This is a genomic window from Actinokineospora inagensis DSM 44258 (assembly GCF_000482865.1).
Taxonomy (GTDB): domain Bacteria; phylum Actinomycetota; class Actinomycetes; order Mycobacteriales; family Pseudonocardiaceae; genus Actinokineospora; species Actinokineospora inagensis.
In genome coordinates this window covers 158012-175418 of the sequence record NZ_AXWW01000010.1, presented here as the reverse complement: position 1 = coordinate 175418, position 17407 = coordinate 158012, and the positions used below count along the sequence as shown (strand labels likewise).

Genomic DNA, 17407 nt, shown 5'->3' with positions numbered 1-17407 from the left:
GAATTATGTCTGCTAACTGGTAAAAATCGTCCCACACGATGGTATCCCCGGGCTTGCGTCTCGATCACGAAACAGTGCATATTCGATGAGCGAAATCGCGGTCCCGTGATTTCGTTGCGTTTACTGCCATATGTCCTCGTCAACCCTGCATGGCGGCTCGCCCGCCGATTGGAAGACTCTTATGCGCAGAATCATGGCCGCCCTGTTCGGGGCGGGTGTCGTACTGCTGTCGATCTTCGCGTCGACCGGTACCGGCTCCGCGGCCGAGCAGCAGCCCGCCATCATCGGTGGTCACAACGCCACCGAGACGTACTCGTGGATGGTGGCGCTGAGCAACGGCTGCGGCGGCAGCCTGGTGTCCCCGCAGTGGATCGTCACCGCGAACCACTGCGGTGCCGCCTCCTCCGGTCGGGTCGGCTCGACCTCGCACAGCTCCGGCGGCGAGGTGCTGCGGATCGACCGGCGCATCACCAAGCCGGGCACCGACCTCACCATGATGCACACCAGCACGGCGTCCCGGCAGGCCCCCGTCAAGCTGGCCACCACCGCGCCCGCCGCGGGCTCCCCGGTCCGCCTGCTCGGGTGGGGTTGCCTCAGTTGGCCGTCCTGCAGCACCCCGAACACGCTGCAGGAGATCGACCTGACCGTGCTGGCCCCCAGCCGCTGCTCGGCCGGTGGCGGTACCTCCACCGACCTGTGCGTCTCCGGTGACCGCGCCCACTCCGCCTGCCACGGCGACTCCGGCGGCCCCGCCGTCGTCGGCTCCCGCGGCAACTGGACCCTCGCGGGCGAGACCCACGGCCCCGGCGACAACGGCGGCGAGTGCGCCACCACCACCCTCTACACCGGGATCGCCGCCAACGTCAGTTGGATCAGGCAGCAGACCGGGCAGTGAGTGACCGGGCCGCCGCCCCCACAGCACGCGACAGGCGGCGACCCGGCACTGAGGACCGGCGCACGCAGGCAGGACGGTGCCTGCGCGCGCCGGTCACGTGCTGTCCAGCGTTCCGCTCGCGATTTGCTGTTCGTGGCAGAAGGCGAGGCCGTCGTGGACATCGTGGTTTCCGGCGCCGGGGTGGCGGGCCTCGCTGCCGCAGTCAACCTGGAGCAGCGGGGGCATCAGGTCTTGGTCGTGGAGCGCGCCGCGCGCCTACGAACCGGCGGCTCACCAATTGACGTCCGGGGCGACGCGATTGGGAGCTGGACGGCGGAAGTCTGGACAACTACGAAACCCGCCTTCGCCCATATGTGGACTTCGCCCAGGCGAGTGTGGGGGAGGGTGCGGACCTCGTGGTATCCGCGACCTGCGAGGCCATCGCGGCACGCGACAACCGGATCATCGCGGGTTGAGGTGTCTTCGTCTTGGACGGTGCTGATCGCCCGTTCCGGCTGTTCTGTGCTCCACGACCGCACCCACTAGGACACATACGAGTCGGGCCGGGAACGCGAGATCGCGTTCCCGGCCCGAGGAGTTCTTAGCGGCTACAACTCGACCGGCGGGAAGGTGACGACCGCCAGGGCGACGGCGTTGGCGACGGCCAAGTGGTAACCGGTGTTGGGCTTGCCACCGGTCAAGTAACCCGAGGCCACCTGGTTGGGGTTGGCGTTGTCCTGCACCGCTCCTGCGGCATCGATGACCCCGTCCAGCTCCAGGTTGAAGTAGTTGTTCAGCAGTTCGGTGTTGAAGTCGCGGCGGACCTGTTCCCGCGGATCGCCCGCCGCGAGTCCCATCGGGGCGACGGTGGTCATGATGACGTGCACCGGTGCCCCGTCCAGCCGCTTGAGGTTCCGGACGCCGCCGGGGTTCGCCGCCTTGGACAGTGCGCTTACCCGCTGCAGCAAGGTGTTCTTGTCGGCACCGGCGAGGATGTCGTTGGCGCCGACCGAGAGCACCACGGTACGCAGGGCTGGCTTGGCGTAGACCGTGTCGTTGACCCGCTTGGCGGCCGAGGACAGGGTCGCCGCACCCACACCGGCGGTCGGGCCGGTCGGCGCGCCGCCAGAGAACAGGATCGCGGCGTCCTCGGCGGTTGCCTGGTTCCGGTAGACCCGCACGTCCGAGATCTGGCCCTCGAACATGCTGACATTCGGACCTAACTGGCTCTTCACCCCGCCGATGGTCAGCGGACCGGACGTGGCGAACGGCGTCGGGTTCTTGCCCGTGCCCGCCAAGACCCCGTTGACGTACAACGCCATGTCACCGGAGGCCGGATCGGCGGTGGCGACCAGGTGGGTCCACGTGTTCAGCGCGGGCGGCCCGGACGCCTTGGCCACCGGGTACGCCGACGGCGTGGAGACGTCCTGGCTGGGCGCGGTGATCGCCCACGCGTTGACCACGGCGTTGTACTCCAACACGTACGGCGGCTGGTAGCTCTGACTCTGGCTGACCACGGCCGACGTGTGTGCCGTCGTGGTCAGCTTCACCCACGCGGACACCGTGAACGGCGCCAACGTGTTCAGCACCGACCCCGAGGTCTGGACCAGGGTGTTGCTGCCGTTGAACACCGCGGCGCCGCCGTGCTCGGTGCTCCAGCCGACCGGACCGTTGAGGGTGGCGTTCGCTCCCGCGCCGGAGGAGTCCGCCGCGGTGGTTCCGGTGCCCTCGTTGAGCTTCCACCAGCCCGCCGCCGCGGCGCCGAGCCTGCTGGAGTCGACCAGGCCGCCGGGCACGGACTCGCCGTTGGCGGCGAGCCTGCCGGGAAGCTGCTCGACCCAGTTGTTCGCCGAGCCGCCGGTGAACTGGTCACCGACGACCACGACGGTGCCTTTGCTCGCGTCGCTCGGGGTAGCGGTGGAGACCTCGATGCCGGACAGGTAGTGCGTGCCGGTCAGCTGCGTGGCGAACGCCGTCGCCGCCGACTGTGCCGCCTGGTTGCCGCTTGCCAGGAACGTCGGCGAGGTGGTCAGCGCGTGCACCGGTGCCAACGTGACGGCCGCAGTGATGTGCGTGCTGACCACGAGCGCGCCGCTGCCGCCCGTGGTGCTGGGGTAGGTGATGTCGTCGCTGGTGACCTCACCGCCTGCCGGGATGGTCACCGACGCCGAACCCGCGAATGTCAGCGCGGCGGGTGTGGCCAGGGTGGCCGCGCTGGTGCCGGACTGCGCGCCGAGGGTCGCCGCGTCGATGGTCACCGGCTGCGTGGTGAACGGGTTGGCCAGCCTGATCCGGACCCGCGGCCCGGACACGATGGGCCGCACGACGGTGCGCAGCGTCTGGTTGGCGAACCCGGCACCACCCGGTGGAGCGGCGACCGTGTCAGCCGGGGCTCCCCACGTGCCGACCCAACCCTGGTTGCTCGACCGGGGCGCCATCGCCAGCACATGTAGCGCGGCAGTACCGCAGCCGCGCAGCAGCGAGGTGCCGTAGTTGGGCAGCGTGATCGACTGCAGCGTCTTGGTCGGGTCACTCGGCACGAACACCGGGTACACCCGCGGTCGGAACCCGGTCTGCGCCACGCCCTCGATGGTGGCCAGCGCCAGCGGGGGCAGCGCCGAACCGCCTGGACCACTGGTCCAGTCCGGCACCGCGGGCACGACCGGGTTCTGCGTCGAGCCGTCGGTGTAGGTGATCGTGGCAGTGTTCGGCCGCGACTCGCCGCAGGTGCTGATCGCGAGCAGGCCGACCGCGCTCGCCTTCACCTGCTGCGCTCCGGGGAACGGGATCCGTTGCCCGAGCGCTACGACGTTGTCGCCGGTGGTCGTGGCTGCCGGCAGCACGAAGGTCGCGCCGTCGACGGTCTTGACCGAGCCAGGCGCCAAGCCGACATCGGACAGCGATTGAGGTGTCAGCCCACCGTGGTTGAGGTCAAGGTCGGCGATCGACCCGGTCGCGGCGAAGCCCTTGTTGTTCATCGCCGAGCCGAAGTCGGCCGCGCTGGCGTTGTTGATCGGTGTGGCGCGCAGGTAGTCCAGCCAGAATCGCTCGTTACCCGATGGATCCGGGGTGGTGAGCGTGACCGACAGCGTGTGCGGGCCTGCCGTCAGGTGCAGACCACCCAGCGACAGGTGCTCGACCGTGTCGGGGTTGGCCGTGCTCCGACCCCACGGCTGGGTATCGGTTCCGTTGAGCGGGATGTCGTCGACGCGGTAGGTGTACTTGGCCCCCGCCTGGTTGCTCAATGCGCCGATGCCCAGGCTGTAGTCCGCGGCGATCGGCACGGAGAACTGGGTGCGCAGCGACTGGCCCGGCGCGTTGAAGTCGATCCGCCGCGCCGCGCCCTGCGACCACGGTCCACCCGAGCCCGCCGTGGTCTGGTCCACCGCGAGCGGCCGGTTCTGGCCCGCGGGCTGGGTCACCGCGACCTGTGCCGAGTTCTCGGCCTCCCAGCGGGAGGTCGAGCTCAGCGAGATGTAGTCCACGCCTGCCATGTAGCGCGTGTTGATCGAGGACGGGTTGGTGCCCGCCATCGTCACCGTCAGCTTGTGCGTGCCCGCCGTCAGCCGTTGTGACCCGAGGTCGACGTGCCGGTGGCGGACCGAGGTGGTGTAGTTGTCCAGCGGTGTTCCCAGCGCGGCGGCGTCGCTGGTCTGTCCGACTGGGACGCCGTCAAGTTGGAACGAGGTGGTGCCGTAGTCGGCCGCCAGGGTCATTCCGGCGCCGAACTGGTAGTCACCGGTCGTGCCCACCGGTACGTCGAGGGTGAACGACTGGCCCGCCGCGGTACCCCGGAACCACATCTGCGCGCCCGCGGACCAGTAGATGCCGCAGCAGTTGCCCTGCACACCTACCGTCTGGTTCTGCCCGGCGGGCTGGCTCACGGCCAGGTTCTCCGCCTCCAGCCAGGTCTGACCGGAGCCCGCGAGGTTCGGCGAGACGAAGAACTCGTAGGCCTGGGACTCCGCGGACATCTTGTGCGCCCGGTCGAACGCCTTCACGTACAGGGTGTGCGGTCCCGGGGTGACCCAGGTGGGCACCGCGATGGTCGCGTTGCCGGTCATGGTGGACACCCAGCCGCCGCTGGTGCCGATGGAGCGGTCGTAGTCGCAGTCGGCCGTGGTCGGCACGGTCTCGGTGCCCGAACCGCCCCAGGTGTAGGCGAACCCCGCGATGCCGCCGCCCTCGTAGGACAGGTTGAACACACCGGGGGCGTTGGCGGGCGCGCCCCACTGGTTGCGCGGGTAGTCGGTGCTCGGGTTGATCACCGGCGTCTTGGCCAGCGGCGCCGCCATGACGTCGAACCAGTAGTCGGTCGTGGCGCCGGAGTTCACCCCCCAGCCGGGTTGGCCCGGAAAGACGTTGGTCGACGACACCCGCATGTAGTAGGCGCCGTCACCGACCGGGCTCGGCACCGTCCAACCACCGGTGTTGCCGGACGCGGTCGTCGTCGCGCCACTGGCCACCTTCTGGTTGCCGGGGTAGTTGTACAGGTCGTAGCCGAGGCTGATGTCCAGCGGCGGCGCGTTGTTGTCCACAGCGGACGCGAGCAGGGTCGGGGTGGCGGTGGACGAGATGGTCTGCCCGTTGCACAGCACCGCGTTCTGCACGCCCAGGCCCGCGGGCTGCTGCGGCGGAAAGGAGAAGTACACGTCCAGCGACGGGTTGTTGATGAACTTCTTCCACTGGTACTTGTTGCCCTCGTCCGGGGACATCAGGGCGAGCACCATGGTCGCGGCGTTGTTGTTGATGGTGGTCTGCACCGCGTTGAAGGCGTTGAACGACACCGACGCGGTGCCACCGCACTGGTCGCCCGCGTGCGAGCCGACCGTGGTGATCGCGGTGCCGCCGGGGCCGGGCCACCGGGTGCTACCGTTGTACTCCCCGGTGAGGTAGAGCGTTATAGACTCGTCGGTGCAGCTGGTCCCGTGGGTCTGCCAGGCGTAGAAGTAGGCTTGGCGCAGCACGGCCTTGCGACCGTTGCGGTCCTGCAGCTCCGGGGTGGTGAACCGGAAGAACGACCTGGCCACGAACGTCGTACCGCAGCCGGACCACTCGCAGCGCCCGACCTGGGCGTCCATGTTCGCGTCGAAGTAGTACCAGCCGTTGTTGGTGAACTCGGCGAAGTTGGCCTTGGACTTGGAGTAGACCGGGTCGATGTAGACCGGGTACTCGACCTCGGACCCGGTCAGCGCCCGCTGGTCCGGGGTGATCACCACGTCCACGGTGGACGTGTTGGCGGCCGGTCGCGCGGTCCGGTCAGTGCCGCGCTCGGTGCGGGCGCCGATCCGGGCGACCCGGCCGGAGCCGAACTTGTCGCTCACCCGCGCCGGCGCCGTCTGGTCGGTCGTGGAGTCCCACATGACCGGCGTGGAACCCTGGAACACGGTCTTGCCCGCGCTGTCGACGGCGTTGAACACCCCGTCGGCGCCGCTGTCGACGCGCACCCCGGTGCCCACCGCGGTGAACCGCAGCTCCCGCAGGCCCGGCTGCCGCGCGGCCTCGGCGTTGTGCACGACGAGGACCTGGGAGAAGCCGGTGGTTTCGGCGGTCAGCCGCAGGTCGACCCCGGGCAGCACGTCGTGGTAGACCGCCTTCGCGCCCTCGACCACGGGCTTGGGCAGCGATCCCTTCCAGTACAGCGAAAGCCGGTCGGCTCCGTCGGTGAAGGTGATCGCCGGGCCGTCACCGCCGGGGGAGAAGGCGATGTCCGCTGTGGACGCCTTGGGTGCGAGCAGGCCGTCCGACCGCGTCTGCAGGGTGGTGTCGATCTCGCGCCACGCACCGTCCTTGCGGACCCGGGTGGGCAGCGCGCTCTTGTGCATTCGGTACGAGCCATCGGGTTCGGCGAAGACCTGGGTCGTCTCGGTGGTCTGCGAGACGACCTCCTGCGGCTTGCCGGTGCGCTTGGCCTCGACGACCGGGTCCGCGCTCGGCGCCGCCGCGGCTGCCTTCGGCGCGGCGGCCGCCACCGCGGGCTCGACCACCGCCACAGCCGCGGCGGCGGCGACCGCGGTGATCAACAATCGGGTCCACAACCCACCGCGCGGCGCGCGGTTGGTGGACGTTTTCCGGGCATGGCGCATGGAACCCCCAGGAGACTTTGCGCTGCGACACAGGTAAACGGGGCGGACAGTAGCCGTAAAGCCCGCCCGGCGGCAGCGGCTGGTCGGCGTAACGTACAACACGTGTAGTCGAACCCGGCTGACCGGCGGGAACGCGGACGGTTGGCCGAATTACGCCGTTCGGCGCTCATGGCAGGCGGCACGAGTTCGTAAAGTCCTCCTGGTTGGCTACGAACTCGCGCTGGGGGCGATGTGTTCAACTGGATGTCGTTTCGTGCTGTCTCCACGCGCTCGCGCGGTGAACGAGTAACCAGAAGGTACTTGGCGGCGTTGCTCGCCACCATTGTCACCACGACTTTGCTCGCCATTCCGCCGAGCGCGGTTGCGGCGCCCAAGGGACGCGCGCCCGCGGTGACCGCCGACAAGCTGGTTCGGGTCGACATCGCTAAGTCCGTGCAGGCGCGCAAGCCGGTCACGGTGGAGCGCGCCAGGTCCGCGGCCGTCACCTGGCCCGCAGCGGGCGAGGGCGACGTGTCGCCCGCGCAGGCCAAGGCGGCCGCCAAGGTCGCCGGGCTGCCGGTGCTGGTGACCGCGCGCGACACCGGCAAAGCAGATAAGGCGGCGAAAGCGCCACCTGTCAACGGTTCCGTGCACGTAACGGTCGCCGACCAGGCGAAGACCGAGCACGCTGGTGTGGCCGGTGTCCTCTTCTCCGTGGCCGCCGCGTCCACCGCCGACCCCGGTCCGCTGTCGATCGGTCTCGACTACTCCGGGTTCCGGGACGTGCTGGGTGCCGGCTACGCCGACCGGCTGCGCCTGGTCCAGCTGCCCGCGTGTGCGTTGACAACTCCGGACGTCGCCGACTGTCGCACCAGGACACCGCTGCCATCGCGTAATGACGGTGTGGCACAGGTTCTGTCCGCCGACGTCACCCCCACTGCTCCCGCCGCGTCAGCCAAGTCGGCTCCCACGCCGATCGTGCTGGCCGCTGTCGCCGATGTGTCCGGCTCGACCGGCAGCTTCGCCGCCACCCCGCTGTCCCCGTCCGGCAGCTGGTCGGTGACGGCCAACTCCGGTGCCTTCTCGTGGAACTACCCGGTTGCCGTGCCGCCCGCCGCCGCGGGCGCCGGGGTCACGCCGTCGATCTCGCTGAACTACAACTCCGCCGCCGTCGACGGTCGCACGTCCACCACGAACAACCAGACCTCCTGGATCGGTCAGGGCTGGGACTACCAGCCGGGCTACATCGAACGCACGTACCGGCAGTGTTCCGACGACAAGACGCTGCCCGCCGCCCAGCAGACCGACGACCTGTGCTGGGCCGGTCAACTGGTGACGATGAACCTGGGCAGCCAGACCGTCACCCTCGTCCGCGATGACACGACCGGCGCCTGGCACCCGCGCACCGACGACGGTTCCCGGGTCGAGCTCGTCACCGACACGGCACCGGGCAACAACGGCGCGCGCAACGGTGAGTACTGGAAGGTCACGACGACCGACGGCACCCAGTACTTCTTCGGCAAGGAACGCGGTCCCGGCTTCACCAACCAGGAACGCACCAACTCCGCCTGGACGGTTCCCGTCTACGGCCCGCGTTCCACCGACCCCTGCTACAACTCCGCCGGTTTCGCCCAGTCGTCCTGCGCCCAGGCCTGGCGCTGGAACCTCGACTTCGTCCGCGACACGCATGGCAACACCAGCGCGTACTACTACGACCGCGAGACCAACTACTACGGCGCCAACAAGCTGAACACCGCCGTCTCCTACACCCGCGGCGGCACCCTCAAGCGCGTCGACTACGGCCTCCGCGAGATCGGCGGCTCGATCTACACCCAGACCGTCCCGAACCAGGTCGTGTTCACCACCGCCGAGCGCTGCACCCCCGCGGGCGCGTTCACCTGTGCGGACAACCAGTTCACCACCGCCAACGCCCTGCGCTGGCCGGACGTCCCGGTCGACCAGAACTGTGCCTCCGGTTCCACCTGCACCAACCACGCGCCCAGCTTCTGGTCCCGCAAGCGCCTGACCACCATCACCACCCAGTACAACGCGGGCACGGGCCCGGTGACCGTCGACTCGTTCCAACTGGGACAGTCCCTCCCGGAACTGAGCGACTCCGAACTCCGCCTTGACTCGATCACACACACCGGTTACAGCGGCGGGACCTCCATCACCCAGCCCGCGATCACCTTCACCAGCCAGTCCTACGACAACCACGTCCAGGGCTACGGCAACCAGTCCGGCATGCCGCATTGGCGGCTGACGGATGTCACCACCGACACCGGCGGCACGATCAAGGTGACTTACAGCCTCGCGGACTGCACCGCGTTGACCGTGCCGACGAACGTTTCCACCAACACCAGCCGGTGTTTCCCCGTCTACCGAACCCTTCCCGGGAACCAGAATCCGACTCTCGACTTCTTCCACAAGTACGTGGTGACCAGGGTCGTGGCGAGCGATGCGGGCACGCCGCCGCCCGGCCAGAACCCGGACACCGGCCGGTCACCGGACCAGGTGACCGACTACGCCTACCTCGGCGGAGCGGCTTGGCACTACGACGACAACGAGCTGGTGAAGCCGGAGTACCGCACATACGGCCAGTTCCGTGGCTATCGAACCGTCGAGGTTCGCACAGGTGACTCCAACTATTCCATCGACGCTGTTCCCGACCAGCGCACGTTGACTCGCACCACGTACTTCACCGGCATGGACCAGGATGTCTTGCCGGGCAACGCGCACCGCTCGGTGGCGGTGACCAACTCGGTCAGCGAGTCCGTGCCCGACAACGACCTGTTCGCCGGAACGGTCCTGGAGGTGCAGGACTTCAACGGCGACGGTGGCGCGCGAGTCTCTTCGAAGATCACCAACCCGGTGACCATCGGTGCGGCTACGGCGACTCGCAATCGCACCGGGCTGGATCCGGAGCGGGCGGTACTGATCGGAGTGGACCGCACCCGCACCATCACGGCACTCGCCGTGGGTGGCAATCGGACGGTCGGAACCAGTTACCGGTACGACTCCGCGGGTCGGCCGGTTTCGACCACCGAGACCGCAGACGGGCTGCCATCGATCTGCACGACACGGACGTACGCGGACAACACCACGTCGTGGATCAGGTCGCGGATCAGCCAGGTCCTGGTGTCCCAGCAGGACTGTCCCACCAACGGCAGCAGCCCAACCCCGTTGCTCAGCGGTGCCCGGACCTACTTCGACGGGAGCACGGTCGCGGGTGCGGTGCCCGGGGCGGGAGACATCACCAAGACCGAGACGATCACCGCCTACAGCGGTGGCGTGCCGACCTGGACCGCGTCCGGTGCCGCCACGTTCGACGCGTCCGGCCGCACCACCTCGACCACCGACCAGCGCGGCTTCGTCACCTCCACGGCGTACACACCTGCTGATGGCGGGGTGCTGTCCAAGACCGTGACGACCAACGCCAAGTCGCAGACGTCCAGTGTTGAGGTGGAGCCCGCCCGCGGGAAGACCATCGCGAGTGTTGACGTGGGTGGCCGCCGGACCGAGATGGCCTATGACGCGCTTGGTCGGCTGGTGTCGGGGTGGCAGCCGGGCAGGCCGAGGTCCGGTCTCCCGACGGTGAGTTACGAGTACCTGCAGCGCACCAATGCCCAGTCCGCCATCACCGCGCACAAACTCGTCGACACCGGGACCGGGTTGTTCCAGACGACGACCGTGGAGCTCTTCGACGCGTTCGGTCAGAAGCGGCAGACGCAAACCGAGACCGCCGACAACACCAGGCTGGTCGAAGATCACTTCTTCGACTCGCACGGTTGGGAAGTCCGGTCCAACAACCGGTACCTGACCGCGGGCGCGCCGAACACGTCCTACGTCATCGTGACGGCGAGCGACGTGGACGACCGCACCATTACCGGCTACGACGGTTTCGGCCGAGAGGTCAAGAAGGCCTCCTACCAGGGCCTGACCAAGGTCACCGAGACCCGCACGATCTACGGCGGTGACCGGACCACCTCCATCGCACCATCAGGCGGGGTGAGTACGACCGTTGTAACCGATGCTCGCGGCCACGGACTGCAACTCCTGCGGTACACGGCTGCACCCACGGTCAGCGGCGACGTGGTCACCGGCGGCACAGCCCAGACGACGGCCTACCGCTACACCACTACCGGCCTGATGGACCGGATCACCGACAACGTCGGCAACGTCTGGTCGTACGACTACGACTTCCTCGGCCGCAAGACCAGCCAGACCGACCCGGACAGCGGAACGTCCACCTACGGCTACGACCTCGCCAGCCTGCTCACGTCGACCACCGACGCCCGTGGCAAGAGTCTCGCGTACGAGTACGACCAACTGGGCCGCAAGACGGCAATCTACCCGGGGACCGTTCCGGGGGTTGGCGCCAAGGTCGCGTCGTTCAGTTACGACGGCGCCACCAACGGCGTCGGTCTTCCCTACGTCTCCACTCGGTACACCACGGACGGCAACTTCATCTCCGCCGTCACCGCCTACGACACGGCGGGCAACCCCAACAAGCAGCTCACCCAGATCCCGGCAAGCGTCACCGGTCTCAATGCGCTCTACACCACCCTGTACTCGTACACGTCGACCGGGCAGATGAGCTCAACCACACCGGCCGCGGGTGGAGGTTTGCCCGGTGAGGTCATCTCGTTCAGCTACGACCGTTTCGGTAAGCCAATCACCGAGGCGGGTTACAACACGTACGTGCAGGCGACGACCTACACCGGTTACGGGGAACCGAAGCAGTTCACACTGGGCCCGTCCAGCAACAACGCCTACCTGAGCTTCGACTACGACGCGCACAGCCGGAAACCGACGCAGGTCACTATGGCGGTGTCGTCGGCATCGACCACCCAGGTCGACGACACCCGCTACAGCTACGACGCGGTCGGCAACATCACCAAGTCGGTCAACACCCAGGGCGCGGTCGGTTCTGGTCAGGTACGCACCCAGTGCTACGGCTATGACGCCCTCAACCGGTTGGAAAAGGCGTGGACCGCGACGGACAGTTGCGTGGCCGCGCCCTCTTCGACCACCGTTGGCGGACCCGACGCGTACTGGCTCTCGTGGACGTTCGACGCGATCGGCTTGCGCAGCGGACAGGTCAAGCACGGCACCGGCACGGCGAGCGACACCAGCACCACGTACACCTACCAAGCTGGTAAGGCCCACGCTCTCGCGAGCACGACCACGACCGGGCCTTCCGGCACGTCCACCGACTCGTTCGGCTACGACGCTGCGGGCAACACCACCAGTCACGGCAACCAGACACTGACCTGGGACGACGAGGGTCGGATGGCAGGCGTTTCCACGCCGTCCGGCGCGACTTCGTACACCTATGACGCGAGCGGGTCGCAGTTGGTCCGCCGCACCCCGTCCGAGACGACGGTCTATCTGCCCGGCGAGGAACTCAGCCGTAACAACGTGACCGGTGTGATCACCGGCACCCGGTACTACAAGCACGGCGGCGTCACCGTCGCTGAGCGGGTGGCGGGTGGCAACCCCAAGTACCTGGTCGCTGATCTGCACGGCACCAGCTCGGTCGCTGTCGACGCAGTCACGTTCGCGGTTACCCGCCGCACCATGGACCCGTACGGCAACCCCCTCGGGACCGGGTCTGGCGGTCCGTGGCCGGACAAGCACGGGTTCCTGAACAAACCCGTGGACGATTCCACAGGTCTGGCCGATCTGGGCGCTCGCAAGTACGACGCGGTCACCGGCCGGTTCCTCAGCGTCGACCCGGAGCTCGACCCCGCCGACCCAGACCAGTTGTGCGGCTACTCCTACGCCGACAACGATCCAGTGGGAAAGGCGGACCCGACCGGTCTCCTCGTCGTGATGGGCATCGGTGCCCAGGGTGTCGAGGCCGCTCGCGGGTACGTGGCCGACCTGCAGGCGATCGGGCCACGCAACTACAAGGTGGTCAACACCCAGGCGTTCTACGGGGCAATCCGGTGGAAGAGCCCCATCCAGGGGCCGGGCATCGATCACAGCGTGTTCGAGATCCCGTTCGTCATCTTCTTGGTGACCCTGGTGCCGTGGGCGAACTGCACGCCCGCCAAACCCAAGGGACCCACGGTCGGCCCGAGCACCAGAACCCGTGCGGAGCGGGCGGCGTATGACAAGGCCTACCCGCAGGCGAAGCCCACTCCTGCTGACAAGAGCTTGCACCAGCAGATGTTCGACTTCCTGGCCTCGATCACCGGTGTCCAGCAGGCCGTGGACTGCTTCCGCGATCCGAACGTGGCCGACTGCGTCGGCTTCGCAGCGCCGTTCGTCGTCGGACCGGCCGCGGGGCTCGCGGGTCGCGCCGTCATGGGTGCGGGCGAGGGGGTGGCGGCTCGCGGTGTCGCCGCTGCTGTCGAGTCCGGAACCGGTGCGTCCACCTCCCAGGCTGCCGCGGCGGAAGCGGTGACCGCGAGGTCGGTCTCCTCGAGTGCGGCAGCCACACCGCGGGTTACCTCGGGTGCGGAGAACGTCGCCAATGGCGTGCGGTTGCGGGCGCAGTTGGCGGGAGACGAGATCGCGGGTGGCCACGCCTACGAGAAGCACGTGATCGAGCAGGGTGAGTACCCGGAGATCACCGGGCCGGAGGAGTTCGCCCGTCTCATTGAGGACGTCATCGTCAATGGTCAGCCCAAGACGCTCGGCGGTGGCCGCTCGGCCTATTGGTACGATGGGACGATCGTCATTCGCAACCCCAGAGCTGGGGATGGTGGAACCGCGTTTCGCCCGGTGGATGGCTACGACTACTTCTTGGCGGTGAGGTGATGGACGTACAACACGAGGGTGCGACCGCGATTCTCACCTGCTCCGCCACCGAGTTGATGCTGCTGTCGAACGCGATCACCCAGGCGCTGCAGATCGAAGACTGGGAGTTCTCGTCCCTGGTCGGGGTGGAGAAGGATGTCGCGCGCACCGTGCGCGCGGTGATCGGTCGGGCGCTGGACACCGTGCGGGCCGGGCTTCCGCCGGAACAGTGGTGACCGGATCGACCTCGTGTCGTTCCACCCGACGCGACTCCGGCCGCGTCGGGTGGCGGCGGCCGAACGGACGAAGTGAGGGGTGCCTCAGTCGGGCTGGATTGACGGGTTGACCGGGGCGGACGTACGGTGCCGGGTGCGTGATGGCTTCCCGAAGCCGGTGTGAGTCCGGCACGGTCGCGCCACTGTGAGCCCGTCGGGAGGCGGGCGAGTCAGGTCGAGGAGCTGTCACTGGTCCACCCGCAAGGGACGCGTCATCCCGAAGGAGCTGTTGATGGCCACCATTCCGGCCGATCGTTCGACCCCCGTTGTCCTGCCTGTGTCCAAGGCCGTGTTGTGGCTTGGCATCACCGTGTTCGTGGCGTTGGCGGTGTACTACTTCGTGGGCGTCGACCAGGGGGCGACGTCGGTGTTCGGGAGTGACACGCATGTGCACGAGTTCGTGCACGACGCGCGGCACTTCCTCGGGTTCCCCTGCCACTGACGCGGGCGGGGACAACCGAAAATGGAGAAGAAGCTCATCCTGCGCGGCCTGCTCGCGGGCGGGCTCGGTGGTCTGTTGGCGTTCCTCTTCGCCCGGGTTTTCGCCGAGCCGCAGATCCAGGCGGCGATTGATTACGAGTCGGGGCGTGAAGAGGCCCAGGAAGCCCTGGACCAGGCGGCCGGTGTCCAGGTCGAGGGGCACGAGCACGAGGTGTTCAGCCGCGCCCTGCAGGGCAACCTCGGTATCGGCGTCGGCATGGTGCTGTTCGGCATCGCCATGGGGGCGTTGTTCGCGGTCGTGTACACCGTGTCACTGGGGCGGGTCGGGCAGGTCAGGGCCCGGGTGTTGGCACTGCTCGTGGCCGGTGGCGGGTTCCTCAGCCTGTACCTGGTGCCGTTCCTGAAGTACCCGGCGAACCCGCCCGCGATCGGCAACGGCGACACGATCGGCACGCGCAGCGCGCTGTACCTGGTGATGGTCGCCGCGTCGGTGATCTTCCTGGTTGTCGCGGTGGTGGTGGGGCGCACGCTGTCGCAGCGGCTGGGCGCCTGGAACGCGACCCTCGTCGGCGGTCTGGTGTTCGCCCTGCTCGCGGGCATCCTGATGGCCCTGTTGCCGTCGCTGGGGCACCTGTCGGTCAACGTCGCGCAGTTCGGCGAGCAGGCCACCGAGACGCCGCTGCCGCTGCGCAACACCCAGGGCGACATCGTCTACCCGGGGTTCCCGGCCGACACGCTGGCCAACTTCCGGCTCTACTCGGTGCTCGCCCAGGTCGTCCTGTGGGCGACGATCGGCCTGGTGTTCGGGCCGCTCGCCGAACGCGTGCTCGGCGGCGGCAAGCGCGCCGAGGTGCTCGCCGAGGTCTGACAAACGCCGACGGCCGACCCTGGCGGGGGTCGGCCGTCGGCGTTTCCAGGTGGCCACGGCCCGGGGTGTGGAGGCGGCAACCCGGGCCGCGGCCGGTCCGGGGGGTCAGACCGTGGCGATGCCGGGGTCGCTGGTGCCCGCGCGGCCCGTCTCCACGTGACCGGCGAGACGACGGTGGAAGTCGGTGTTGTTGTCCGCCGTGACCGTGATGTCGTACCAGTTGTTCCCGGACCGGGTGTCGACCGTCTCGACGACCCGGGCGCCCGGCCGCAGCACGTGGGTCGTGCGCGGGCAGTGCCCGTACGCACTCGCGACGGTCAGCCGGACCGTCGTCCGGCCCGGGTTGCTCAGCACGAGCCGCACGTCGTCGTGGTCGTGGACGGCCGTGACCTCCGCGCCGACGCCGTTTCCGCCGAACTGGCGCAGGAACCCGTTGGGCCCGTGCACCGCGACGTCGTACTTTCCGGACACCGCAACAACACCGGCCAACGAGCGACCGGCCTCGACGGTGTATGTCGTGGGCGCCCCCGCCGAGGTCACGTGGAACGTCGCCCCCGCGTGACCGTGGTTGGCGAACGAGAGTGCCAGGTGGTCCGCGGCCGCGACGGCGTCGACGGACAAGTTGTAGGGCAGGGGCCGAGCGGGCCGCAAACCGCGTTCCTGCTTGGGAAGCGACGGGTTCGCGGGCACCGCGGGCACGTAGTCCGGGTGGCGCTTGTTGTCCGGCGGCAGGTAACCGGCGGTGTCCGGCAGCGCGGGCACTTTGGTGTCGGTGCGGGAGAAGTCGAACGCCGAGGTGAGGTCGCCGCAGACCGACCGGCGCCACGGTGAGATGTTCGGCTCGTGCACGCCGAAGCGGCGCTCCATGAACCGGACGATCGACGTGTGGTCGAACACCTCGGAGCAGACGAAACCGCCCTTGCTCCACGGCGAGACCACCAGCATCGGCACACGCTGCCCCAAGCCGTACGGTCCCGCCGGGTTCTTCGCCGAGCCCGCGAAGATCTCACCCGTGGTGTCTACAGTGGACTTGTCGGCGGTGGCGTACGGCGGCACGATGTGGTCGAAGAAGCCGTCGTTCTCGTCGTAGGTGATGAACAGCGCGGTCTTGCTCCACACCTCGGGGTTGGCGGTGAGCGCGTTGAGCACCTGCGCGATGTACCAGGCGCCGTAGTTCACCGGCCAGTTCGGGTGCTCGCAGAACGCCTCCGGCGCGACGATCCAGGAGACCTGCGGCAGCTTGCCCGCCTTGACGTCGGCCTTGAGGACGTCGAAGAAACCGTCGCCCGCCTTGGCGTTGGTGCCGGTGCGGGCCTTGTCGTACAGCGGGTCGCCGGGCTTGGCGTTCTGGTAGGCGGTGAAGTACAGCAGCGAGTTGTCGCCGTAGTTGCCGCGGTAGGCGTCGTTGATCCAGCCCCACGAACCGTTCGCGTCGAGGCCGTCGCCGATGTCCTGGTAGACCTTCCAGGACACCCCGGCCTTCTCCAGGCGCTCCGGGTACGTGGTCCAGGAGTAGCCCTTCTCGTCGTTGCCGAGGACAGGGCCGCCGCCGGTGCCGTCGTTGCCGGTGTGACCGGTCCACATGTAGTACCGGTTCGGGTCGGTGGAACCCATGAACGAGCAGTGGTACGCGTCGCAGACGGTGAACGCGTCGGCCAGGGCGTAGTGGAACGGGATGTCGTCTCTGGTGAGGTACGCCATCGTCGTGGAACCCTTGGCGGGCACCCACTTGTCGTATGCGCCGCCGTTCCAGGCCGCGTGCGTGTCGTTCCAGCCGTGCGGCAGGTCCTGGATGAACGCCAGCCCCAGGTTGTCCGCGTCGGGGCGGAACGGCAGCAGGTCCCGGACGCCATTCGACTGGTACCACACGGGTTTGCCGTCAGGGCGGGAAACCGGACGCGGGTCACCGAATCCGCGAACGCCGCGCATCGTGCCGAAGTAGTGGTCGAACGACCGGTTCTCCTGCATCAGCACGACAACGTGCTCGATGTCGCGCAGCGTCCCGGTCCGCCGGGACGCCGGGATCTCCGCCGCCCGCGCGATGCTCGCGGAGAGCAACGAGCCCGCCGCGGTACCGCCCGCCACTTGGAGGAAACGCCTGCGGTTCACGTCCGTCATGATCACTCCGCGCTACCCG

9 protein-coding genes and 1 riboswitch are annotated in these 17407 nt (G+C 68.4%); of the genes, 6 read left to right on the top strand and 3 right to left on the bottom strand.

What is annotated here, in order from left to right; genetic code table 11:
- The first annotated feature begins 181 nt into the window (after positions 1–181).
- Complete coding sequence (locus tag H504_RS0103855) at positions 182–895, top strand: S1 family peptidase (protein WP_026421698.1); 714 nt, start codon at positions 182–184, stop codon at positions 893–895.
- Between the two features lie 93 nt (positions 896–988).
- Here the strand turns inward: H504_RS0103855 and H504_RS43555 are convergent, their stop codons facing one another.
- Complete coding sequence (locus H504_RS43555) at positions 989–1120, bottom strand: hypothetical protein (RefSeq protein WP_281173587.1); 132 nt, start codon at positions 1118–1120, stop codon at positions 989–991.
- Here H504_RS43555 and H504_RS39415 point away from each other — a divergent pair.
- On the top strand, positions 1058–1420 hold the full coding sequence (locus H504_RS39415; protein WP_342668753.1) for an NAD(P)-binding protein: 363 nt from the start codon (positions 1058–1060) through the stop codon (positions 1418–1420). The genes H504_RS43555 and H504_RS39415 overlap by 63 nt on opposite strands.
- Before the next feature lie 62 nt (positions 1421–1482).
- Here the strand turns inward: H504_RS39415 and H504_RS0103845 are convergent, their stop codons facing one another.
- On the bottom strand, positions 1483–6897 hold the full coding sequence (locus H504_RS0103845) for a LamG-like jellyroll fold domain-containing protein (RefSeq protein ID WP_157440181.1): 5415 nt from the start codon (positions 6895–6897) through the stop codon (positions 1483–1485).
- A gap of 453 nt (positions 6898–7350) precedes the next feature.
- On the opposite strand from H504_RS0103845, the gene H504_RS33160 reads away from it, so the two are divergent.
- From H504_RS33160 to H504_RS0103825, 4 genes are all read left to right on the top strand, one after another.
- Positions 7351–13707, top strand: coding sequence for an RHS repeat-associated core domain-containing protein (locus tag H504_RS33160; protein WP_169735315.1), 6357 nt, complete (start codon positions 7351–7353; stop codon positions 13705–13707).
- A complete protein-coding gene (locus H504_RS0103835; RefSeq protein WP_026421696.1) occupies positions 13707–13922 on the top strand; it encodes a hypothetical protein in 216 nt (71 codons plus the stop codon). The genes H504_RS33160 and H504_RS0103835 overlap by 1 nt, the downstream gene beginning before the upstream one ends.
- A gap of 153 nt (positions 13923–14075) precedes the next feature.
- Positions 14076–14136, top strand: a riboswitch (cobalamin riboswitch).
- Between the two features lie 57 nt (positions 14137–14193).
- Positions 14194–14403, top strand: coding sequence for a CbtB domain-containing protein (locus H504_RS0103830; protein ID WP_026421695.1), 210 nt, complete (start codon positions 14194–14196; stop codon positions 14401–14403).
- A gap of 21 nt (positions 14404–14424) precedes the next feature.
- Positions 14425–15270: a CbtA family protein gene (locus H504_RS0103825; RefSeq protein WP_026421694.1), complete on the top strand. Its 846-nt coding sequence runs from the start codon at positions 14425–14427 to the stop codon at positions 15268–15270.
- A 105-nt stretch (positions 15271–15375) separates the two neighbouring features.
- Here H504_RS0103825 and H504_RS0103820 read toward each other — a convergent pair whose 3' ends face one another.
- Complete coding sequence (locus H504_RS0103820) at positions 15376–17388, bottom strand: phosphocholine-specific phospholipase C (RefSeq protein WP_026421693.1); 2013 nt, start codon at positions 17386–17388, stop codon at positions 15376–15378.
- Positions 17389–17407 lie beyond the last annotated feature (19 nt).